20 protein-coding genes are annotated in these 20,521 nt (G+C 65.3%); 4 read left to right on the forward strand and 16 right to left on the reverse strand.

Annotated features, from left to right (window positions below; all coding sequences use genetic code 11):
• Positions 1 to 47: 47 nt before the first annotated feature.
• Positions 48 to 1,262 (reverse strand): D-alanyl-D-alanine carboxypeptidase family protein, encoded by a 1,215-nt coding sequence (locus tag B5D62_RS25775; RefSeq protein WP_085936926.1) that lies wholly within the window; start codon positions 1,260 to 1,262, stop codon positions 48 to 50.
• Between the two features lie 72 nt (positions 1,263 to 1,334).
• On the opposite strand from B5D62_RS25775, the gene B5D62_RS25780 reads away from it, so the two are divergent.
• Positions 1,335 to 2,006, forward strand: a complete 672-nt coding sequence (locus B5D62_RS25780; protein WP_269435128.1) for an MBL fold metallo-hydrolase — start codon at positions 1,335 to 1,337, stop codon at positions 2,004 to 2,006.
• An 82-nt stretch (positions 2,007 to 2,088) separates the two neighbouring features.
• Here B5D62_RS25780 and B5D62_RS25785 read toward each other — a convergent pair whose 3' ends face one another.
• The 13 genes from B5D62_RS25785 to B5D62_RS25845 all read right to left on the reverse strand — a co-directional run bounded on the left by B5D62_RS25785 (position 2,089) and on the right by B5D62_RS25845 (position 16,212).
• The gene (locus tag B5D62_RS25785; protein WP_139374094.1) at positions 2,089 to 2,505 is read right to left on the reverse strand and encodes a hypothetical protein; all 417 of its coding nucleotides are present in this window, start codon (positions 2,503 to 2,505) and stop codon (positions 2,089 to 2,091) included.
• Positions 2,506 to 2,579: 74 nt separating this feature from the next.
• Positions 2,580 to 3,416, reverse strand: coding sequence for a tryptophan synthase subunit alpha (gene trpA, locus B5D62_RS25790; RefSeq protein WP_085937035.1), 837 nt, complete (start codon positions 3,414 to 3,416; stop codon positions 2,580 to 2,582).
• Complete coding sequence (trpB, locus tag B5D62_RS25795; RefSeq protein ID WP_085936928.1) at positions 3,416 to 4,630, reverse strand: tryptophan synthase subunit beta; 1,215 nt, start codon at positions 4,628 to 4,630, stop codon at positions 3,416 to 3,418. The genes trpA and trpB overlap by 1 nt, the downstream gene beginning before the upstream one ends.
• Positions 4,631 to 4,704: 74 nt before the next feature.
• The gene (locus B5D62_RS25800; RefSeq protein ID WP_085936929.1) at positions 4,705 to 5,277 is read right to left on the reverse strand and encodes a RidA family protein; all 573 of its coding nucleotides are present in this window, start codon (positions 5,275 to 5,277) and stop codon (positions 4,705 to 4,707) included.
• Between the two features lie 9 nt (positions 5,278 to 5,286).
• Positions 5,287 to 5,922, reverse strand: a complete 636-nt coding sequence (locus B5D62_RS25805; RefSeq protein WP_085937036.1) for a phosphoribosylanthranilate isomerase — start codon at positions 5,920 to 5,922, stop codon at positions 5,287 to 5,289.
• Between the two features lie 5 nt (positions 5,923 to 5,927).
• Complete coding sequence (pyrF, locus tag B5D62_RS25810) at positions 5,928 to 6,674, reverse strand: orotidine-5'-phosphate decarboxylase (RefSeq protein WP_085936930.1); 747 nt, start codon at positions 6,672 to 6,674, stop codon at positions 5,928 to 5,930.
• A 73-nt stretch (positions 6,675 to 6,747) separates the two neighbouring features.
• Positions 6,748 to 8,244 carry a sugar ABC transporter ATP-binding protein gene (locus B5D62_RS25815; RefSeq protein ID WP_085936931.1) on the reverse strand — a complete coding sequence of 499 codons (1,497 nt, stop codon included), beginning with the start codon at positions 8,242 to 8,244 and terminating at the stop codon, positions 6,748 to 6,750.
• Positions 8,241 to 9,341, reverse strand: coding sequence for an SMP-30/gluconolactonase/LRE family protein (locus B5D62_RS25820; RefSeq protein ID WP_085936932.1), 1,101 nt, complete (start codon positions 9,339 to 9,341; stop codon positions 8,241 to 8,243). Before B5D62_RS25820 ends, B5D62_RS25815 begins: the two co-directional genes overlap by 4 nt.
• Positions 9,338 to 11,455: an ABC transporter permease gene (locus B5D62_RS25825; RefSeq protein ID WP_085936933.1), complete on the reverse strand. Its 2,118-nt coding sequence runs from the start codon at positions 11,453 to 11,455 to the stop codon at positions 9,338 to 9,340. The genes B5D62_RS25820 and B5D62_RS25825 overlap by 4 nt, the downstream gene beginning before the upstream one ends.
• Positions 11,456 to 11,543: 88 nt before the next feature.
• Positions 11,544 to 12,569 carry a sugar ABC transporter substrate-binding protein gene (locus B5D62_RS25830; RefSeq protein ID WP_085936934.1) on the reverse strand — a complete coding sequence of 342 codons (1,026 nt, stop codon included), beginning with the start codon at positions 12,567 to 12,569 and terminating at the stop codon, positions 11,544 to 11,546.
• Positions 12,570 to 12,618: 49 nt separating this feature from the next.
• A complete protein-coding gene (locus B5D62_RS25835) occupies positions 12,619 to 13,590 on the reverse strand; it encodes an ABC transporter permease (RefSeq protein WP_085936935.1) in 972 nt (323 codons plus the stop codon).
• Between the two features lie 106 nt (positions 13,591 to 13,696).
• Positions 13,697 to 15,181, reverse strand: coding sequence for a glycerol kinase GlpK (gene glpK / locus B5D62_RS25840; RefSeq protein WP_139374095.1), 1,485 nt, complete (start codon positions 15,179 to 15,181; stop codon positions 13,697 to 13,699).
• 11 nt (positions 15,182 to 15,192) lie between these two features.
• Entirely contained in the window at positions 15,193 to 16,212 is a 1,020-nt protein-coding gene (locus B5D62_RS25845) for a polyprenyl synthetase family protein (RefSeq protein WP_085936937.1), read from the reverse strand.
• 159 nt (positions 16,213 to 16,371) lie between these two features.
• On the opposite strand from B5D62_RS25845, the gene B5D62_RS25850 reads away from it, so the two are divergent.
• The 3 genes from B5D62_RS25850 (at position 16,372) to B5D62_RS25860 (ending at position 18,386) form a co-directional block, all read left to right on the forward strand.
• A complete protein-coding gene (locus B5D62_RS25850; RefSeq protein ID WP_419188818.1) occupies positions 16,372 to 17,007 on the forward strand; it encodes a tRNA1(Val) (adenine(37)-N6)-methyltransferase in 636 nt (211 codons plus the stop codon).
• Positions 17,008 to 17,093: 86 nt separating this feature from the next.
• Entirely contained in the window at positions 17,094 to 17,921 is an 828-nt protein-coding gene (locus B5D62_RS25855) for a S49 family peptidase (protein WP_085936938.1), read from the forward strand.
• A gap of 9 nt (positions 17,922 to 17,930) precedes the next feature.
• Positions 17,931 to 18,386: a YybH family protein gene (locus B5D62_RS25860; RefSeq protein WP_085936939.1), complete on the forward strand. Its 456-nt coding sequence runs from the start codon at positions 17,931 to 17,933 to the stop codon at positions 18,384 to 18,386.
• A gap of 215 nt (positions 18,387 to 18,601) precedes the next feature.
• Here the strand turns inward: B5D62_RS25860 and B5D62_RS25865 are convergent, their stop codons facing one another.
• A complete protein-coding gene (locus B5D62_RS25865) occupies positions 18,602 to 19,537 on the reverse strand; it encodes an N-carbamoyl-D-amino-acid hydrolase (RefSeq protein WP_085936940.1) in 936 nt (311 codons plus the stop codon).
• A gap of 91 nt (positions 19,538 to 19,628) precedes the next feature.
• Entirely contained in the window at positions 19,629 to 20,462 is an 834-nt protein-coding gene (locus B5D62_RS25870; protein WP_085936941.1) for an NAD-dependent epimerase/dehydratase family protein, read from the reverse strand.
• Positions 20,463 to 20,521: the final 59 nt, after the last annotated feature.

Here is a 20,521-nt window from a genome sequence, read left to right on the forward strand (position 1 = left end):
GTATAGCAGTCCCGCCCCTCCCCGTCTCGGGGAAGGAACGCCTTCGTTCAGTGCCAGAATCCGCTGAAGGGTGCCGCAAAATCCTGGGGTTTCCTGACTTCGCAGAACAGCTTCTTGGCCCGATACCAGTCGCAGAGCTTCTGCGCGGCTCCCGGCTCGAGATCGGCGATAATGGCGGCCTGCCGCGTCACCTTGTTGATCGTGACAGGCAAAATGTACTCCTTGCCCGGATGAGCGACGCCCAGCATCGCGAGATCGGCCTGCCCACGATCATACACGCGCCGTGCGGATCCCCAGTCGCCATAGGTGCCGAGCCAGGCCGCATCGCCCGGCATGTCGTAGCGGATGGTGCCGCAATCGCCGCGATCGAAGACATGAGGCGGCGTCCCGCCTTCGTTGCGCAACTGCCAGACCTTGGGCCGGCCCCCGGCCGTCTTGAGCTTGTAGGCGTCGTCGAACAGCCGGACCAGGAACTCGTCGCGCAGATCGGCACGGCGGAAGCCCAGCGCCACGCCGACCAGCCGGCGTCCGTCGCGAATTGCACTGCCGACCAGATTGAATCCCGAGGCGCAGATGAAGCCGGTCTTCAGGCCATCGGCATAGGGCGCATACATCTCGACGAACTTCACGCCGTGGCCGATATGCCTGTTTCCGTACACGAAGTCGCGTGTCTGGAAGTAACCGTAATATTCGGGAAAATCCTTGGCGAGCGCGATGCCGAGGATAGCCAGGTCGCGAGCGGTAGTCTGGTTCTGCGGATTGGGCAGGCCATTGGCATTGCCGAACGTGGTCGCCGTCATGCCGAGCTGTGCGGCCACCTGCGTCATGCGCTGCGCGAAGGCGGGTTCCGAACCGCTGACGCGTTCGGCCAGGGCGGCTGCGACATCGTTGGCGGAAAAGGCGACCAGCACCTCGAGCGCCTGCTCCACGGTGATCGACTGTCCCGGCGGCACGCCGAGCTTGGACGGTTCCATGCTGGCCGCATGCTGGGAGAACGGCACCGGCGTCTGCAGCGTCAATCGGCCGGCCTTGAGGTCCTGGAAGACAACATAGATCGTCATCAGCTTGGTGAGGGACGCCGGATACCAGGCCGCGCCGGCATTGCTTTGCAGCAGGGTTTCGCCGGTCTGGGCATCGGCGATCAGATAAGGACCCGCCGTAACAGGGCCGCTGGGCGAGACGACCTGCGTGAATTGCGCAGCCGCCGGGAAGGAAGCGAGGGCCAAGAGGCCGATCAGTCCGACCAGAAGTCGTGAATTCATTGCATTTGCATCGTAACAGGGGCCGGCAGCATACGCCCTTCCGTCGGCCCGCAGGAGGCATTAGATGGGGACATGATCAAAGTCATGATCGCCCCCGTCACGCCGTTCCAGCAGAACTGCTCCCTCGTCTGGTGTTCCGAGACCATGGAGGGGACCGCCGTCGATCCGGGCGGGGACTTCGACATGTTGAAGCAGGCCATCGCCGAGCAGGGCATCAAGATCACCAAGGTCCTGCTGACCCACGGCCATGTCGATCACGCCTCGGCCGCCGGCACGATGGCCGAGCATTACGGCGTCGAGATCGAGGGTCCGCACAAGGACGATCTGTTTCTGATCGAGGCGCTGCCCGAGTCAGGCCGGAAGTACAACTTCCCGGCCTACAAGCCGTTCGTACCGGACCGCTGGCTCGAGCAGGGCGACACGGTCGCGTTGGGCAATCTCACCCTCGATGTGGTGCATTGCCCCGGCCACACGCCGGGTCATGTCGTCTTCGTCAACAAGCCGGCCAAGATCGCCTTCGTCGGCGATGTCCTGTTCCGGGGCTCGATCGGCCGCACCGATTTCCCGCGCGGCAATCACGACCAGCTGCTGCAATCGATTCGTCAGCGCCTCTGGCCGCTGGGCGACGATGTCAGTTTCGTCCCCGGCCACGGCCAGACCTCGACGTTCGGCTGGGAGCGCAAGACCAACCCGTTCGTCGCCGACCTTCTGTTCGAAGACGAGCAGACGCCAGTAGGGTCTTAAGCCGTTCGATCCAATCCGGCGATCGACGGCGGCACCTTGTCGTGCCGCCGTGCGGCGAGAATCCGATCCAATTCCTTGAAGGTCAGAGCGATGCGCCGAGGAAGGTGCGTACAGCCAGATGGCCGGCGACCGGCATCGGCATCGCTTCATTGTGCGTCTGCGTCTCGCGGTTGCGTTGCATCACATAATCGAGTCCGTGACGCAGCATTTCCTTGGTGAAGCGACTCGGCTTCTTCTCCAGGAGCGATACCTCGTCATGCGGCCGCTCCGCGACAGGACGGGAGAATGCGGCAAGCTCCACTTCCGCCGCCGGATAAAGACCGCATGCCATCGCACCGAGCGCATAGGAGAGACATTCCTCCTCCCAGCGATCGGGTTCGCGGTTTTGTCTATCGAGAAGATCCAACGCAGCAGAATAAAGTTGGTGAAGCCTGGCTTGGTGTTCCTGCGCGGATCGCTGCATTGCGTCTCTCCTTGCTTGCTTCTTCCAGGCGCGCATATGGGAGCGCGAATCCGGCCATACAATGGCCGGTCCGCGCTCTCATAAAAGGATCACAAAAGCAGACGAAAGCGCTAAGTCTTGCGCACACCGCGCACGCCATCGGCGAGCGCTTTGACGTAGGCGAACACACCGGGAAGCAGGTCGGGCTTCGGCGTTCCCTTGTCATCCAGACCGGCTTTCACGCGGTCGACAATGGCGGAGCCGACGACAGCCGCGTCGGCATGACGCGCCACCGCAGCGGCCTGATCCGGTGTCTTGATGCCGAAGCCGACGCCGACGGGCAGCGGCGTATGACGCTTGATGCGCTCGACATGCGTTCGCACCGCTTCTTCAGGCGCCGACTTGGTGCCGGTGATGCCGAGCACCGAAACGAAATAGACAAAGCCGGAAGCGTATTTGAGAACCGCAGGCAAGCGCTTGTCGTCGGTAGTCGGTGCCGTCAGCAGTACCGTGTCGATGCCCGCTGCCTGCGCATAAGGCTTGAGCTGGTCGGCCTCTTCGGGTGGCAGGTCGACCAGGATGAACCCGTCGATCCCGGCCTGGGCCGCTTCCTTGCAGAAGCGCTCGGCGCCGCGCTGATACACGAGGTTGTAATAACCCATCAGCAGGATCGGCGTTTCGTTGTCGCCGGTTTCCTTGCGGAAGCGGCGGACCATGTCGAACGTCGCATCGACCGTGATACCCGCCTTCAGTGCGCGCTGACCCGCGAGCTGAATCGATGGGCCGTCGGCCATGGGATCGGTGAACGGCATGCCGAGTTCGATGAGATCGGCGCCCGCAGCAGGCAGACCCTTGAGAATCTGGTAGCTCAATCCCGGATCGGGATCGCCCGCGGTGACATAGGTCACGAGCCCGGCGCGCTTGTCGGCCTTGAGGGCGGCGAAGCGTTTGGCAATACGGCTCATGATCAGACCTTCATCCCGAGGCGCTGGGCCACCTGCGGCACGTCCTTGTCGCCGCGGCCAGACAGATTCATCACCAGCAGATTGTCCTTGGCCAAGGTCGGTGCGAGCTTGAAGACATGCGCCAGCGCATGCGCCGATTCGAGCGCGGGAATGATGCCTTCGAGCTTGCACAGACGCTGGAAGGCTTCGAGCGCCTCCTCGTCGGTGGCGGAGACGTATTCGACGCGCCCCTGCTCCTTCAGCCAGGAATGTTCGGGGCCGATGCCGGGATAATCGAGGCCGGCCGAGATCGAATGCGCCTCGGTGATCTGACCTTCCTTGTCCTGCAGCAGATAAGTGAGGTTGCCGTGCAGCACGCCGGGACGACCACCCAGCAGGGACGCTGCGTGCTCACCGCTCTCGAGCCCCTTGCCGCCCGCTTCGACGCCGACGATGCGCACTGTCGGATCGTCGAGGAAGGGATGGAACAGGCCCATCGCGTTCGAGCCACCGCCGATGCAGGCCACTAGCGTATCGGGCAGCCGGCCTTCGGCTTCCATCATCTGCTTGCGGACCTCGTCGCCGATCACGCATTGGAAATCGCGCACCATCGTCGGGTACGGGTGCGGACCGGCAACGGTGCCGATGCAGTAGAAAGTCGTCTCGCAGGTGGCGACCCAGTCGCGCATCGCCTCGTTCATCGCATCCTTGAGCGTCGCCGAACCGGCTTTGACGGCACGCACCTCGGCGCCGAGCATGTTCATGCGCGCGACGTTCGGCGCCTGACGGTCGACGTCGACGGCGCCCATGAACACCACGCAGGGAATGTCGAACAGCGCACAGGCCGTCGCCGTGGCAACGCCATGCTGGCCCGCGCCGGTTTCGGCGATCACGCGCGTCTTGCCCATGCGCTTGGCAAGCAGGACCTGGCCCAGCACGTTGTTGATCTTGTGGCTGCCGGTATGGTTCAGCTCTTCGCGCTTAAGATAGACCTTGGCACCGCCGAGATGGCGCGTCAGGCGTTCTGCGAAATAGAGCGGGCTCGGCCGTCCGCCATACTGGGTCAGGAGATACTTGAGCTCGCCCTGGAACTGGGGATCCGCCTTGGCCGCGTTGTAGGCCTCCTCCAATTCAAGGATCAGCGGCATCAGGGTCTCGGCGACATAGCGGCCGCCGAAAATGCCGAAATGGCCGCGATCGTCGGGGCCGGTACGGAAACTGTTGCGTGTCGATGCCATGGCGGTTCCTGTCGGGACGGGCGGACTTAGCAGTCCCAACCGTGGTCGGTCAAAATGCGGAGGAGTGGCGAGGCCTAGCTCTTCTTTTTCCGGGCCGACTTCTTCTGGGCCTTGTTCTTGGCTTTGGGGGCCGATTTGCGCTTGGGTGCAGGCTTGGCCGCTGCCCGCGCGGGGGCCGGGGCCGGCCTATCCTCGACCTCGACGATCACCTCGATCTCGACCGGAATGCCGCGCGGCAGGGATCCCAGCCCGACCGCCGACCGGGCATGCTTGCCGCGCTCACCAAAAACCTCGACCAGGAGGTCCGAGCAGCCGTTGATCACTTCGGGATGCTGGCCGAAGTCCGGGGTCGCATTCACCATGCCCAGCACTTTGACGATCCGCTTCACGCGGTCGAGGTCGCCCAGTTCGGCCTTCATCACGGCGATCAGATTGAGCCCGGTCTCGCGCGCATGGCCATAGGCCTGCTCGACGGTCATGTCGCGCCCGACCTTGCCGACGGGCAGCGGCTTGCCGGGCAGCCCCGGGCCCTTGCCGGCCAGATAGAGGAGATTGCCGGTCCGTACGGCGTTGACATAGTTGGCCATCGGCGAGGTCGCGGGCGCCAGAGCGATCCCCAATTCCTTCAGCCGCTGTTCGGTTTTCATGCGTTCTCCTCAAAGCGCCTTTACGCGGTCGAGAAAGGCGCGGATCAGTTCGATCGATTTGACACCGCGACTGGATTCGACGCCAGAGGAAACGTCGACGGCCGGTGCTCCGGTGACGCGCACCGCTTCGGCGACATTGTCGGGCGTGAGACCGCCTGCCAGGAACCACGGCACCGGCACCGTCCGGCCGGACAGGATCGTCCAGTCGAACGACGTGGCGTTGCCTCCCGGCAGCGTCCCTTCGGCCGCGTCGAACATCAGCCGGTCGACGATGCCGGCATAGGCGGCAATGCCACGCTCGACGTCAGCCGCCTGCGCGACCTTGATCGCCTTCATGACCGGCTTGCCCGTGCGTTGGCGGATTGCCGCCACTCGCTCCGGTGTCTCGCTGCCATGGAGTTGAAGCAGGTCGAGGGCGCCGGTGGCGAGCTTCTCGTCGAGCAACGCATCGTCCGGATCGACGAACAGGCCGACGCGGCCCACGCTGCCGGGCACTCTGGCGCCCAGCGCACGCATCGTCTCGGTCGAGAGATGGCGCGGCGAGCGCGGATAGGTCACGAAGCCGACCCAGCGGGCACCGAAGGCCACCGCCGCATCGACGGCCTCCGGAGTCGACAATCCGCAGATCTTGGCTTCGATCCCCATCGCGATCACAGGGCGCCGAGATCCCGCGCGATCGCCTGGGCCGCCACGGCCGGATCGGCCGCCTCCGTGATCGGCCGACCGATCACGAGATGGGTGGCGCCGAGCGCAACGGCCTCCGCAGGCGTCAGGACGCGCTTCTGGTCGCCAGTGGCCGCGCCGGCCGGCCGGATACCCGGCACCATCAGCACGAAGTCCCCACCACACTCCCGACGCAGTGCCGCGATCTCGAGCGGCGAGCAGATCACGCCGTCGAGCCCGCTGGCCCGGGCCAGGGCCGCCAGACGCAGCACCTGCTGGCCGGGATCGGACGGGACTCCAACAGCCTCGAGATCCGACTTGTCGAGCGACGTCAGGACGGTGACGCCCAGCAGCTTCGGCCGGGAGATGCCGAGCCGTGCCGCCTCCGCCGCCGCCGTCTCGGCGGCCGCCTTCATCATGGCAGCGCCCCCAGCGGTGTGGATCGTGATGTAGGTCGGCTCGAGCTCCATCACCGCGCGGATGCCGCCAGCCACCGTATTGGGGATGTCGTGCAGCTTGAGATCGAGGAAGAAGCCGGTGCCGGTGGCCCGCACCGGCGCGGGGAAGGCGTAGCGCACGCCCGGCGCGCCATGCGCCAGGAAGAATTCCAGCCCCAGCTTGATGCCGCCGACCGTCGGGGTCGCGCTGCCCGCCACCGACCGGATCAGCCTGGCGGCCAGGGGAAGATCGACGGTGTCGATGGCGCAATAGACGGGATTGGGGCGTTTCTGCATGGCGGGGCGCAACCTAATGTCGGCCCCTCGAAGCGGCAAGTCGTCCGTCGCCCCGCTCGATCCGGCGCAATCCTCAATGGATCGCGGCGTACATGATCTTCTCCTCGGTCGCCTCATGGGCCGAGAACTCCTCGACCACCTTGCCCTGGCGGCAGACCAGGATGCGATCAGATCGGGCCAGGATCTCGGGCAGGTAGGAGGAGATCATCACGACCGCATTGCCCTCCTCGGCCAGCCGGTCGATGAGCTGATGGATTTCGGCAATCGCGCCGACATCGACGCCGCGGGTGGGCTCGTCGAAGATGATCAGCCCGGGCTTCTGGACCAGCGACTTGGCGATGACGATCTTCTGCTGGTTGCCGCCGGACAGCTCGACCACCTTCACATCCTGGCCGATGGCGCGGACATTGAGCGCCTGCACCCATTGCTTGCCGACCGCTTCGGCCTCCTTGTTGAAGACGAGCGGACGCTTGGCGCCGAGCTTGGCCAGCAGTCCGATGTAGATGTTGCGCGCGATCGACATGGTCTCGAAGAAGCCCTCGACCTTGCGATCCTCGGTGATGTAGGCGATGCCGTCCCGCACCGCCGGCGCTGGCGTCAGATAGCGTACCGGACGGCCGTTGAGGACGATCTCCCCGCCATGGAAGAAATCGCGCTTCAGGATGCCGGACACGATCTTGAAGGTCTCGGTGCGGCCCGAGCCCACCAGCCCGAACACGCCGGTCACCTGCCCGGCGAAGACAGACAGCGAATTGTTCTTCACCATCGGCGCCATGCGCAGGTTCTCGACCGTGAGCACTCGCTCCTTCGGCGGCCGGACGCTCGACTTGCGCTCGGCATAGAGGGTTTTGGAGAGGTCGCGCCCGACCATGGCCTGGATGATGCGGGCGCGATCGAAGTTCTTCGTCTCGTCCGTGACGACATGCTTGCCGTCGCGCAGCACGGTGATGCGATCGGAGATCTGCAGCGCCTCCTCGAGCGCGTGCGAGATGAAGATGATCGACACGCCCCGCCGCTTGAGCTCGCGCATGAGGTCGAAGAAGTATTTCTTCTCCTCCGGCGTCAGCGTCGCCGTCGGCTCGTCGAAGATGATGACCTTGGCCTCGTGCAGGACGGCGCGGGCGATCTCGACCATCTGCTTCTTCGCGGCGCCGAGCTGGGCGACGGTTGCCGTCGGCGTGACGTCGAAGTTGAGCGACTGGAGGAACTGCTGGGCGGCGATATAGATGCCACGCAGGCGATTGTAGAACTTCTCCTGCCCGAGGAAGAGGTTCTGCGCCACCGTCATGGAGGGCACCAGGCTGTTCTCCTGGAACACCATGGCGATACCGAGCTGGCGGGCCTCCAGAGGCGTACGCGGCGATACCTCCTTGCCGTTGACCGACATCGTGCCCGAGGTGAGGGTCACGACCCCCGCCATGACCTTGGTCAGCGTCGATTTGCCGGCGCCGTTCTCGCCCACCAGAGCGTGGATCTCTCCATTCGCCAGGCTGAAATCGACGCCGTCGATCGCCGGCACGCCGCCATAGAGCTTCGTCGCCTGGCGCAGTTCGAGGATCGGTGCGGTCATGCCCGGGCCTCCTTCTCGAGAGCGGCCAGGGGCAGGCGCAGCACACGGCCTGGCCCCTTGGCCAGGAGATAGAGAAAATCACCGACTTCCGTCGCGGCCACGACGCCATGGTTGATGCCGTCGACGCGGCTATGCAGCGAATAGCGCGGCAGCCCCTCGGCCGACAGGCGGATCACCAGACCGTAGGAGCGTGGCGGCGCCCACGGCTTCAGCACGCCCATGGTGCGAAGATGTGCCCCCTGCATCGGCTCGAGATAGCTCTCGCCCGAGCGCAGGCGTGGCGCGATCCAGTGTTCGGGCGCGATCTCCTTCATCATGCGCCTTCGGAAGGTCGTCTCGCGCAGCACGAATTCCACCAGCTGAGTCCGCGCGGCAAAGGCGGTGAGCCAGAAACCTCCTCCCGCCGCCGCCACCACCCGCGACGGATAGACCGGCAGGCGATCGAGGACGACGCGTCGTCTGCCGTCGGGCGCAATCGCAAGAAGGCGATGCCGCCAGCTTTCGGAGACGACGATGTCGGCTCCGGCAGGACAGACGCCAAAGGCATATTCGAGCCGGCGAGCGAGTTCCTGCCCCTGACCTGTGCCGCGGTCGAGGCGGACGACACGGCCGGTCGCTCCCCGATCCATCAGATCGTGTGCCCAGCGTTCCGTGTCGTAGCGTTGCGATCCGTCGGTCACGACAAGGGCGCCATCCGGCGCACAGGCGATCGCATTCACGGCATGAAAGGGAATGCCGGCCGCCCCCGTCCAGTGACCGCCAGCGCTCGTCCCGCCTTCGACGCGAACCTCGACACCGTCCAGGGCCACCGCGACACCACCGTCAGGCAGGGCACAGAGGGCGGTCACGGTACGGTCGAAACGTACCCGTTCCGTGCCATCTCCGTTGCCCGCCAGTGCCACGATCCGCATGCCATCGGCGACAAGCAGCCGCTTGCCGTCGCTCGCCAGATCGTTGGCGCCCTCGATCTGGGCAACGACCTCGGCTTCCTCGAGCAACTGGTTGGGCTTCAGCGCGCCGTCGAAGATCGGCACCGTGATCGCGGCCTCGCCGCGACCGAGGACATGATCGCCAAGTCTCTTCAGGGCGGCGATCATGGCTTCTTGCCCCAGCGGTAGTCGTACTGCACGAAGCCGGGATCGGCGCCTTCGAGCTTCAGACGACCGATGCGGTTGTTCATGATGCCGCCGAGATAGAGATGGCCTCTGTGCTCGCGCATCGAGGTGATCATGGGATGGTTGACCCCGGCCAGATCCCAGTAGGTATCCAGCACCTCGCCCGTCTCGCTGAACTTGATCACGCAGCCCGTATTGATGTTGGGGAACAGCCACTCGTCGAGCGGCACGCGCTTGGCCATGCGCCGCCGGAAGCCGGGCATGCGCCAGGCGAGGTCGAGCGCGGGCGAGCGCATGCCGACCATGGCGAGCCAGTAATTGCCGTCCGACGACAGGTTGATGTTGTCGGGAAAGCCGGGAAGATTATCCATCACCATCTCGACCTGGCCTTTCTTGGGCCCGTCGAACCAGTAACGCTTGACGCAGCAGCCCCAGGTCTCGGCGAAGAGGATCGACTGGCCGTTGCGCGAGACGCAGATCCCGTTGGGGAACTTGAGCCCGCGCAGCACCGTGCGCGTCGTATTGGTGGCCGGGTCGTAGCAGATGATCCGGCCGTTGCCGCGTGCCTCCAGCCCGTCGACCGGCCATTCGTGCATCTCGTAGCGGACCGTCGCCTCGGAAAAGAAGATGCGGCCATCGTCGGTGATGTCGAGATCGTCGGCCAGGCGCAGGCGGCTGTCGTCGTTGACCGAGGAGAAGCTGCGATTGGTCTCGTCGGTCGCCTTTTCGACCTTGCGATCCGGCGTGATGCGATAGAGTCCCATGCCGCCGATGCAGACATAGAGATTGTCGTTGCGGTCGAATGCCATGCCGAGCGGCTGCCCGCCGATATGGGCATAGACTTCCATCTTCTCGTAGTCGGGCGGAAAGAATCGGATGATGTCGCCGTGTCGCGAGCCGGCATAGAGATTGTCGTGGCGATCGAGGATCACATCCTCCGGCGCCTCGATGCGGCCGAGCCCGATCAGCGTTACATCCTTCAGCCTGTCGTTCTGGGCGAAGCGCGTACCTTCGCCGATACGCGCGCCGGGGAGCGCCGGCATGTCATGATAGGTCGGGCTGACATAGACCTTGGCGATGATGCGGGTGCGGTTCTTGAGCCAGCGGATGTCGATGGTGGCCGCGACGAGAAGGATACCGGCCAGCACCATGCGATTGACGCCGCCCTTCACCGACAGCGTGGTGAGGCCGTTGGTGATCAGCAGCACGATCAGCGTGCCGACCAGAGCGCGTGTCACCGAGCCGCGACCGCCGCCCAGGCTGATGCCGCCCAGCACCGCCGCCGTCAGCACCGTCACCTCCAGCCCGACGCCGACATCGCCGCCGACCGTGCCGAGTCGCGCCGCGAAGAACAGCGCCCCCACCGCCGTCAGCGCGCCACTCGCGGCATAGCAGCGGGCGATGGTGCCGCGCACGGCGATGCCGGAATTGTAGGCCGAACGCCGCGACCCGCCGATCGCCGTGATGTGCCAACCCGGCCGCAGGCGGGTCATGAAGATGTGGCCGAAGATGGCGACGGCGGCGTAGAGCAGCGCCACGCTCGGGATGCCGAACACGCCACCGCCGCCCATGAAGTCCCACAGCGCATCGTCGGGAAAGGCGGCCGCGATGGTGTTGGAATAGTCGAACAGCAGAAGATCGTAGGCGGAGCGATAGATGATCAGGGTGATCAGCGTCGTGATGAAAGCGCGCAGGCGCAGATAGCCGATCAGGAAGCCGTTCACCGCGCCCAGCGCCGCCCCGAATGCAACGGTGATCGCCACCACCGCCGGCACCGGCAGGTTCAGCACGTCGAGGCAGAACAGAGCGCAGAAGTCCGTCAGCGCGAACATAGACCCGACCGACAGGTCGATGCCGCCGACCACGATCACCAGCGCCATGCCGAGAACGACGAAGCCGATCTCGGCGGCCTGGCGCGCCGTGTCGGCGAGGCTGTTGGGAGATAGAAAGCCCGGGATGGCCTGCGAGAAGGCGATCGCCACCAGCAACAGGACGATCACCGGAATCGCGGTCTCGGTCCACCGCTTGGACAGGATCTCGCCGAGGAGATGATCCGGCCAGAACCGATAACGCAGACGCAGTACGGCTTCTCTCATCGTACGACCCGCTGACGCAACAACGCCAAATTCCACACCGACGAACGATCGGGACCGACTTCGAGTCGGTCCCGATCTCGGAGGTCCGCTACTGCTTCAGCCGCTCGAGCTTCCAGCAGGTGCCGTCGATGTCGGCGTTGGCCTTGGTGACGGGAATGAGGGTCGTATAGTCCGACCCCTTCACCGAGCCAGGCTTGATGTCGGACGACAGCAGCCACTTGATCAGCGCCGCCATGTCGCTGCCTTGCGTCGGCACGTCGTAGCTGAGGTCGAGGTCGAAGGCGCCGGACTTCACGAGATCGCAGGCGCCCTTCTGCTCGCCGCCGCCCGAGGTGGCGACGAAGACCTTGCCGGTGAGACCGGCCTCCTTCACCGCCGCCGCGGTGCCGATATCCATGCCGTCCCAGAAGCCGACGATGCCGCACAGATCGGGATTCTGCTTCAGCACCGTCTGGGCGATCGCCTTGGCCTTGGCCGCGTCCCAGTCGGCCGCCTGGCTCGAGACCACCTTGATCTCCGGATGCTTGGCCAGCACGTTCTCCACGCCCTTCAGCGTATAGGCACTGGCCGCGGCGGACAGCGCGCCCTGGATGATCGCGATCTTGTTCGACTTGCCCTTGCAGAAGTCGACCACCGCCTCGGTGTCGCGCTCGCCGATCTCGATCCAGTTCGCGCCCACGAAACCGGTCGTCCGGTAGGCCGAACCCATGTTGATCTGGATGACGAAGATGCCTTCCTTCTCCGCCCGCTGCAGGAGCTTGGCGTAGGTCTGCACGTCGGGATTATGCACGACGATCGCCGCCGGCTTCTCCGAGATCAGCGTCGTCACGGCCTGCGCACCGGCATTGGTACTCCAGTTCGGATCGCGCACCACCACCTTCATGCCGTAGGGCTCGAGCTGGCGCTTGAGCACGGCGAACCAGCCCTCGGTGAGATCGAAATTCATCGCCACCGGCACGTAGCCCACGGTCTTGCCCTCAAGCGCCTTCTTGAACGGCGCCTGGAACGGCTCGTCGAGCCCCTTCTGGGCAAAAGCCGGCGCAAGCGAGACGCCCAAGACGGTCGCAGCGGCAGCGGCTCGAGCCAGCCATCGCCTCGCGTTCAACGTGATCATGACTTTGTTTCCTCCAGTTTTATGATTTTCGAGACGAGATTCGGGCAGGTCAGATATCTCCCTGCTGCGCCGTCTCCTCATTGCGCGGATTGAGAAACGAATCGGTGATGACGGCCGCCAGCAGCACGACGCCTTTCACCAGGTTTTGTGCGGAATAAGACATGTTCATGATCGTCATGCCGTTCAGCATGGTTCCGATCAGCAACGTGCCGATGACCACGTTGAGAACACCGCCGCGACCGCCCGCGAGCCCGATGCCGCCCAGCACGACCACCAGGATCACGTCATAGATCATGGTCGAGTTGTAGATGCGGGTCGGCATGCTGTTGACGGAAGCCGCGAGAACCAGCCCGGCCAGCAGGCCGATCAACGACGCCAGCACGTATTGCAGCACGATCAGCGGCCGCGTCGGCAGGCCCGAGGCCCGCGCGGCGAACGGATTATCGCCGATGGCATAGATGAACGCGCCGTAGCGCGTGCGCCGCAGGAAGGCGGCGACCACGAAGCAGGCGCCGGCGAACATCACGATCGGCATCGGGATGCCGAAGAGATTGCCCTGGCCCAGCTTCTCGAAGCCGGCGAGGCCCGGGCTCCATTGCACGACGTCGAGCTTGAACAGCGCGGTCTGGCCCAGACCGGCGAGAAACAGGCCGGTGGCGAGGGTGGCGAAGATCGACGGCACCTCGGCATAGGCGATCAGCCAGCCATTGAAGAGCCCGAAGGCAAGCGTGAGCAGGGCTGCCATCAGCAAGGCATGGGAGAACGAATCGCCGTCCTGGACGAGCTGCAACAGCAGACCGGAGGGAACCGCGAGGGCGGCGATCAGCGATAGATCGATCCCGCGGCCGATGACCACCAGCGCCATGGCCAGCCCCAGGATCCCCAGCACCGCGACGTTCTGCAGGAGCGTCAGCATGTTGTCGGTGGTCGGGAAGCCCGGCAGGAAGATCGAAAAGCCGGCAAACAGCAGAACGAAGATGGCGAAGACGATCCCTTGCTGCGTGAGTCGGACTGTCTTCATGCCGCAAAGCACCTCATGCCCGATTGCGACGTCGCGCAATCATTTTGATGCAATTGATGCTCATCAAGATCACGAGCGGTGTCAATCCACACCGCGCGCACAACCGCTACACGCTGCGGACTCTTCGCACAGCGTTCTGCCAGCCGGTATAGCGGCGATCGCGCGACGCGGCGTCTTCATACGGTCTGAACGCTCGGTCGAGCGCCCAGCTCTTCGAGAGCGCGTCGAGCGATGGCCACAGGCCGGCCTGCAGGCCAGCCAGGAAAGCCGCACCCAGCGCTGTAGTTTCGATCACCTTGGGCCGCTCCACCGGCGTGCCGACCGTATCGGCTAGGCGCTGCATCAGCCCGTCGTTCACGACCATGCCGCCATCGACGCGCAATTCGTCGATCTGCGCGCCGTCGCCGCGCATCGCCTCGATCAGGTCGCGAGTCTGGTAGCAGACCGAGTCGAGCGTGGCGGCCGCGATCTCGGCCGGACCGGTGTCGCGCGTGAGGCCGAGCAGCGCGCCGCGGGCATCGGCATCCCAGTAAGGCGCCCCGAGGCCGACGAAGGCCGGCACCATATAGACACCATGGCCGTCGCGCGCCTGCCGGGCCATCGCCTCGATCTCGGCAGACTCCCGGATGAGCTTGAGGCCGTCACGCAGCCATTGCACGGCGGCGCCGGCGATGAAGATGCTGCCTTCCAGCGCGTAGGTACGACGGCCGTCGAGCTGATAGGCGATGGTGCTGAGCAGCCGATGGCTGGAATGAAGCGCGAGCGTACCGGTATTGAGGAGCGCGAAGCATCCCGTGCCGTAGGTCGCCTTCACCATGCCGGGCTTGGTGCAGGCCTGGCCGACTGTCGCCGCCTGTTGATCGCCGGCCATGCCCAGGATCGGCACCGGTGCACCCAGGATCTCGCGGTCCGCGACCCCGAACTCGCCGGCGCAGTCCACGACCGTCGGCAGCATCGACAACGGCACGCCCAGCAGCCGGGCAAGATCGCTGTCCCACGTTCCCTTGCGAATATCGAGCAGCAGCGTGCGGCTGGCGTTGGTGGCGTCGCTCGCATGCACCTTGCCGCCGGTGAAGCGCCACAGCAGGAAGCTTTCGATCGTACCGGCCGCCAGCGCGCCCTTCTCCGCCGCATTCCGTGCCCCAGGCACGTTGTTCAGGATCCAGGCGATCTTGGTGCCGCAGAAATAGGGATCGAGCAGCAGCCCGGTGCGCCGGGAGACCATCTCCTCATGGCCGGCCTTCTTGAGGGCGGCGCAGAAATCGGCGGTTCGCCGGTCCTGCCAGACGATGGCGTTGTGCACGGGCTTGCCGGTGGCGCGATCCCAGACCACCGTCGTCTCGCGCTGGTTGGTGATGCCGATGCCCGCCAGGTCCCGGGCCTCGAGCTTCGCCCGCTCGATCGCGCCGCGACAGACCTCGACCGTAGCGCGCCAGATCTCCTCGGGATCGTGCTCGACCCAACCCGGCTTGGGAAAGATCTGCGGCAGTTCCTTCTGCGCCGAGGCCACCGGACGGCCGGTCGCGTCGAACACGATCGCGCGGGTACTGGTGGTGCCCTGGTCGATGGCGAGGACGTGCTGCGCGGCCATGTCGGCCGCGATTAGTGCGCCCGGTCGATGGCGAAGTCTACTGCCTCGAGCATGGCCGCCTTGAGCGGCGAATCGACGAACAGCCCCAGCGCATCCCGCGCCATCGCGCCGTAATGGCGAGCCCGTTCGAAGGTATCGGCCACAGCGTTATGCCGCTCGATCAGGCTCTGGGCCTGCTCCAGATCCTCGGGCCGCTGATCGAGCTTCTCGATCGTCCGCTTCCAGAATTCCCGCTCGGTGGCGCGGCCGCGCAGGAAGGCCAGGATCACCGGCAGCGTGATCTTGCCCTCGCGGAAATCGTCGCCGACGGTCTTGCCCAGCTTGGCTTCGCGGCCGGCGTAGTCGAGCGCATCGTCGACGAGCTGGAACGCGATGCCGAGATTCATGCCGAAGCTCTCGAGCGCCACGCGCTCGGCCGGCTTGCAGCCCGCGACCATGGCTCCGACCTCGGCAGCGGCGGCGAACAGGCGCGCGGTCTTGGCCTTGATCACTTCGAGATAGGTCGCTTCGGGCGTGCTGATGTCACGCTGCGTCACCAGCTGCAGCACCTCGCCCTCGGCGATGGTCGAGGAGGCGTTGCACAGGATGCGGAGGATCTCGAGTTCGCCCACATCGACCATCAGCTCGAAGGAACGAGTGAACAGGAAGTCGCCCACCAGCACCGAGGCCTTGTCGCCCCAGACGGAATTTGCCGTCGGCTTGCCGCGACGCAGCGCGCTGACGTCGACCACGTCGTCATGCAGGAGCGTCGCCGAATGGATGAATTCGACACAGGTCGCGAGCTTGACGTGACGATCGTCGTCGACGTCGTAGCCGCACAGCCGCGCCGCCGCGATGGTCAGCAGGGGTCGCATGCGCTTACCGCCGGCCCCGACCAGGTGGTTGGCGAGTTGCGGAATGAGCGCCACGGGAGAGCGCATGCGCACCAGGATCTCGCGATCGACGCGGGCCATATCCTCGGCACAAAGCGAGAGCAAGGGTTCGAGGCTTGGTGCCTTGCGTTTTCCTTCAAGGGAGACGACGGTTGCCATAACGTGAAGATAGTCCTGCCCACTGTGACCAAGTTGCGACACGATGTCGTGAGAGAATGCAATCCCCTCCTGGAAACGTCCACCACAGAAGACTCGCTGCTGGGCGGCCGGGTCCGGCTTCTGCAGCCCCGACGCGGATACCGTGTTGCGGTCGATGCCGTGCTGCTCGCCGCGGCGACGGACGCGAAAGCCGATGAACGGGTGCTGGACCTCGGCGCCGGGGTTGGCGCGGTCGGTCTTTGCGTGGCCGTGCGTGTTCCGGATTGCCGGATCACCTGCCTCGAACTGCAGCCCGGACTCGCGGCGCTGGCCGCGCGCAACATTGCCGCCAACGGCCTGGCCGGGCGCGTGCAAATGCTCGTTCACGATATCGCTGCGCCATTGCCGCCGACGCTCGGTCTGTTCGATCATGTCGCGACCAATCCGCCCTATCTTGCCGCCGCCGTCGCCGATCCCTCGCCCGATCCGAGCAAGGCGCTGGCCACGGTCGAGTCAAGCGCCGATCTGGAACGCTGGCTGCGCGTGGCGACCGGGGCGCTGAAGCCTGGCGGCACGCTCACTCTGGTCCATCGCAGCGACCGGCTCGAAGAGATCGCCGATCGGCTGGCCGAACTTGGTTGGGGCGACGTGACCGTCAAACGCCTGCCGCCGGCGCGGCGCGTGCTGGTGCGGGCCCGTCGGTCGGCCGCACGTTCCCTGCACGAAACGACCCCTCTGCGCTTGCACAAGATGGAGGGTGGTTACACGGATGAAGCCGAGGCCGTGCTGCGCCATGCGGCGGCACTGACCTTCTGAGCGATCGTCCTCAAATTGGCCGACGGTCACCAGATCGCTTGCCATCCCGCTTGCCTTCCCGATCAACCACCGCGAGAGTGCCGGCCATGCTGGAATGGTTCAAAGAGCGTCTGCGCCGCGGACCGGTGGTGCCCGTCGTACGGCTAAGCGGTGTCATCGCGTCGGGCAGCCTGCTGGGCGCACGCGGCCTGTCGATCGAGACAGCGGCGCCTCTGCTGATGCGGGCGTTCAACATGCATGGCGCGAAGGCCGTCGCGCTGGCGATCAACTCACCGGGCGGATCGCCGGTTCAATCGGCCCTGATCGCCCAGCGCATCCGACTGCTGGCACGGGAAAAGAACCTGCCCGTCATCGCCTTCGTCGAGGATGTGGCCGCATCGGGCGGCTATTGGCTGGCCTGCGCCGCCGACGAGATCGTCGTCGATCCGGCGTCGATCGTCGGCTCGATCGGCGTCATCTCTTCCGGCTTCGGCTTCAAGGACCTGATCTCCAGGATCGGCATCGAACGGCGCGTGCATACGTCGGGCGAACGCAAATCCATGCTCGATCCTTTTCGCGAGGAGAAGCCGGAAGACGTCGAACGGCTGAAGCGCCTGCAGGCCGAGATCCATGACGGCTTCAAGGACTGGGTGCGCGAACGGCGTGGCAGCCGTCTGAAGGGCGACGATGCGCTTCTCTTTTCCGGTGAATTCTGGACCGGCCGGCGCGGCCTCGAACTCGGCCTGGCGGATCGTTTCGGCGAGTTGCGCGCCGTCCTGCAGGAGCGCTATGGCGCCAAGGTCCATCTGCCCCTGATCGCGGCCCGCAGGAGCCTGCTGTCGCGCCTGGGCCTCGGTGGCAGCATCGAACAGATTGGCCCAACCGCGCTGGCTGCGATCGAAGAGCGCCTGCACTGGCAACGTTTCGGACTCTAGGAAGGCCTCATGAAGCTCATTCAGCCCGTCGCTCCCGAGGACCTGGCCGCCGTGCGGACCTGGTTCGATACGCTCGCGCGCCATTGCCGCGCAGTCGACTACGAGGGCGCGCGCCCCATCTTCGCCGACGACATGATCGCCTTCGGCACCTTCACCGACTTCATGCATGGCCGCGACCATGCCGAGCAGAAGCAGTGGCGCAATGTCTGGGGCACCATCCGCAACTTCCGCTACGACCTCGAAAAGGTCGAGGCCATCGTCTCCGCCGATCGCCTCACCGCCGTCGGCATGGCGGTGTGGGACTCGGACGGCTTCCATCCCAACGGCGACCGCTTCGATCGCCCCGGCAGGACCACTGTCGTGCTGGGGCGCAAGAAGATCGGCGATCCCTTCGTTGCCACCCACACCCACATGTCCCTGTTCCGCGGCACGCCCGACCGCAGCTACGGCACATTCACGAGCTGAGTTCTTTCCCCGCGGCCGATAAGGCAATCGCACAGGAACTCATCTCGTCACCTCCGAGCGAAGCCGCCTGAAGGGCGGCGCAGTCGAGGGGCCTATTTTCACCGTTCCGTCCAAACGCAACGCCTGAAGATGGGCCCCTCGACTGCGCCTCGCGAAGCTCGGCTTCGCTCGGCGTGACGGAGAATTCTTTGCCTGTACGCGAGTACGCGGTCAGGTCACACCGGATCCAGGGCGCCCTTGCGCTCGACGATCAGGCGGTATTGTTCGGGCTGGCGGTGGACGGCGAAGTTGAAGGTCGTCGTCTTGTAGCTCTTGCCGGCGTCGAGGTCGCAGCGATGCACGATCAGCTCGTCGCCGTCGCCTGCGGCACGAGCCACGACCTTGCCGGATGGCGCCACGATCATGCTGTCGGCGATCGACGGCACGCCTTCCTCGGCCCCGCCCTTGGCGACGCCGACCACCCAGGTCCCGTTCTGGTAGGCGCCAGCCTGCATGGAAAGCTGGTTGTGGAACCAGGAATGCTCGTCGTGATCGGGCGACGGCGCATTGTGGATCGGGGTGTTGTAGCCCAGCATCACCATCTCGACATTCTGCAGGCCCATCACGCGGTAGGTCTCGGGCCAGCGGCGGTCGTTGCAGATGCACATGCCCATGTTGCCGCCGAAGGCCTTGACCACCGGGAAGCCGAGATTGCCGACTTCGAAGTAGCGCTTCTCCAGATGCTGGAACGGCCGTTGCGGCTCGTGCTCGGCATGGCCGGGCAGATGGATCTTGCGGTACTTGCCGACGATGCGCCCGTCGCGCTCGACCAGGATCGAGGTATTGAAGCGCCGCACCCGGCCATCTTCATTGGCCAGCTCAGCATAGCCCAGGGAGAAACCGAGCCCCAGGCGCTTGGCTTCGGTGAAGAGCGGCGCGGTCTCGTTCGAGGGCATCTCCTTCTCGAAGAAGGAGTCGATCTCCGCCTGATCCGTCATCCACCAGCGCGGGAAGAAGGTCGTGAGCGTGAGTTCCGGAAACACCACGAGATCGCAGCCCATACGGCTGCCCTCGCGCAGATGCGCGATCAGGCGCTCCACGACATCGCGCCGCGTGTGGCTACGCTGGATCGGCCCCATCTGCGCGGCTCCGACAGTCAGAAATCTGCTCATGCTCACCCTCCGGCGTCGATTATCGTCGAGCGCCGGCAAACAACAAGCGTGCCACATCGCGATGCCGTTTCGCGACGCGCATCCACAATCCTCAGGGGCCGGCGCGCCTTGCGTCGTTCGTAAACTCAGCCGAGCAGAAGGTCCCACCCTGGAACAGATCGCCGACCGGATCCGGTCCGATTTTGGCCTGTTCCGCTTCGGCATGGGCGCGATGGTCTTCGGCCTTGCCGGTCGGGCGATAGCCGAGCTTGTAGGCGCGCGAATTGTCCCACCAGCTCGCGGCGTTGTCCGATGCGCCATAGAAGATCTCATAGCGGATATCGGGATGCTCGAGGCCGATGCGGATGAGCTGCACGATGTCCTCGGGCGAGATCCAGATCGACAGCCGCCGCACGTCGAGCGGCCGCGGACCGACATTGCCGATGCGCAGGCAGGTCACGGCGATGCCGTGCTTATCGGCATAAAGCGCGCCCAGCGCCTCGCCAAACGCCTTGCTGACGCCATAGCGGCTGTCCGGCCGCACCGTGACGTCGGTGCCGATCTTCTTCTTGCGCCGATAGAAGCCGACAGCGTGATTGGACGAGGCAAAGACGATGCGCTTCACGCCTGCCTGCCGGGCCGCCTCGAACAGATTGTAGCAGCCGACGATATTGGCCTGCAGGATCGAGTCCCACGGGCCTTCGACCGAGTAACCGCCGAAATGGATGATGCTATGAGCGCCCTTCACGGCGGCGGCGACCTGTTCGGCGTCGGTGAGATCGGCGGCGACGAAGGTTTCGCTGGCCTCCAGCCTCGCCGGCGCGACACGATCGCTCAGCACGAGCCCTGGATAGAGTTTGGCCAGCAAGGGACGAGTCATGGTGCCGATGCCACCCGCCGCGCCGGTGAACACAATGCGTCGCGATCGATCCAGGGGCTGGCGCATCGTTCCTCCTCTTGATGTGCGGCTGTGCGTTGTAGCCCGCACCGAGCACACGGACGATG

Origin of the sequence: Enhydrobacter aerosaccus, assembly GCF_900167455.1 — a bacterium.
In the GTDB taxonomy this organism is placed as follows: Bacteria; Pseudomonadota; Alphaproteobacteria; order Reyranellales; family Reyranellaceae; genus Reyranella; species Reyranella aerosaccus.

Bases quoted from the DNA above. Each gene is read 5' to 3' on its own strand.
- B5D62_RS25775 (WP_085936926.1), bottom strand. From the start codon at position 1,262: ATGAATTCACGACTTCTGGTCGGACTGATCGGCCTCTTGGCCCTCGCT.
- B5D62_RS25780 (WP_269435128.1), top strand. From the start codon at position 1,335: ATGATCAAAGTCATGATCGCCCCCGTCACGCCGTTCCAGCAGAACTGC.
- B5D62_RS25785 (WP_139374094.1), bottom strand. From the start codon at position 2,505: ATGCGCGCCTGGAAGAAGCAAGCAAGGAGAGACGCAATGCAGCGATCC.
- trpB (WP_085936928.1), bottom strand. From the start codon at position 4,630: ATGGCATCGACACGCAACAGTTTCCGTACCGGCCCCGACGATCGCGGC.
- B5D62_RS25800 (WP_085936929.1), bottom strand. From the start codon at position 5,277: ATGAAAACCGAACAGCGGCTGAAGGAATTGGGGATCGCTCTGGCGCCC.
- B5D62_RS25805 (WP_085937036.1), bottom strand. From the start codon at position 5,922: ATGGGGATCGAAGCCAAGATCTGCGGATTGTCGACTCCGGAGGCCGTC.
- pyrF (WP_085936930.1), bottom strand. From the start codon at position 6,674: ATGCAGAAACGCCCCAATCCCGTCTATTGCGCCATCGACACCGTCGAT.
- B5D62_RS25815 (WP_085936931.1), bottom strand. From the start codon at position 8,244: ATGACCGCACCGATCCTCGAACTGCGCCAGGCGACGAAGCTCTATGGC.
- B5D62_RS25820 (WP_085936932.1), bottom strand. From the start codon at position 9,341: ATGATCGCCGCCCTGAAGAGACTTGGCGATCATGTCCTCGGTCGCGGC.
- B5D62_RS25825 (WP_085936933.1), bottom strand. From the start codon at position 11,455: ATGAGAGAAGCCGTACTGCGTCTGCGTTATCGGTTCTGGCCGGATCAT.
- B5D62_RS25830 (WP_085936934.1), bottom strand. From the start codon at position 12,569: ATGATCACGTTGAACGCGAGGCGATGGCTGGCTCGAGCCGCTGCCGCT.
- B5D62_RS25835 (WP_085936935.1), bottom strand. From the start codon at position 13,590: ATGAAGACAGTCCGACTCACGCAGCAAGGGATCGTCTTCGCCATCTTC.
- glpK (WP_139374095.1), bottom strand. From the start codon at position 15,181: ATGGCCGCGCAGCACGTCCTCGCCATCGACCAGGGCACCACCAGTACC.
- B5D62_RS25845 (WP_085936937.1), bottom strand. From the start codon at position 16,212: ATGGCAACCGTCGTCTCCCTTGAAGGAAAACGCAAGGCACCAAGCCTC.
- B5D62_RS25855 (WP_085936938.1), top strand. From the start codon at position 17,094: ATGCTGGAATGGTTCAAAGAGCGTCTGCGCCGCGGACCGGTGGTGCCC.
- B5D62_RS25860 (WP_085936939.1), top strand. From the start codon at position 17,931: ATGAAGCTCATTCAGCCCGTCGCTCCCGAGGACCTGGCCGCCGTGCGG.
- B5D62_RS25865 (WP_085936940.1), bottom strand. From the start codon at position 19,537: ATGAGCAGATTTCTGACTGTCGGAGCCGCGCAGATGGGGCCGATCCAG.
- B5D62_RS25870 (WP_085936941.1), bottom strand. From the start codon at position 20,462: ATGCGCCAGCCCCTGGATCGATCGCGACGCATTGTGTTCACCGGCGCG.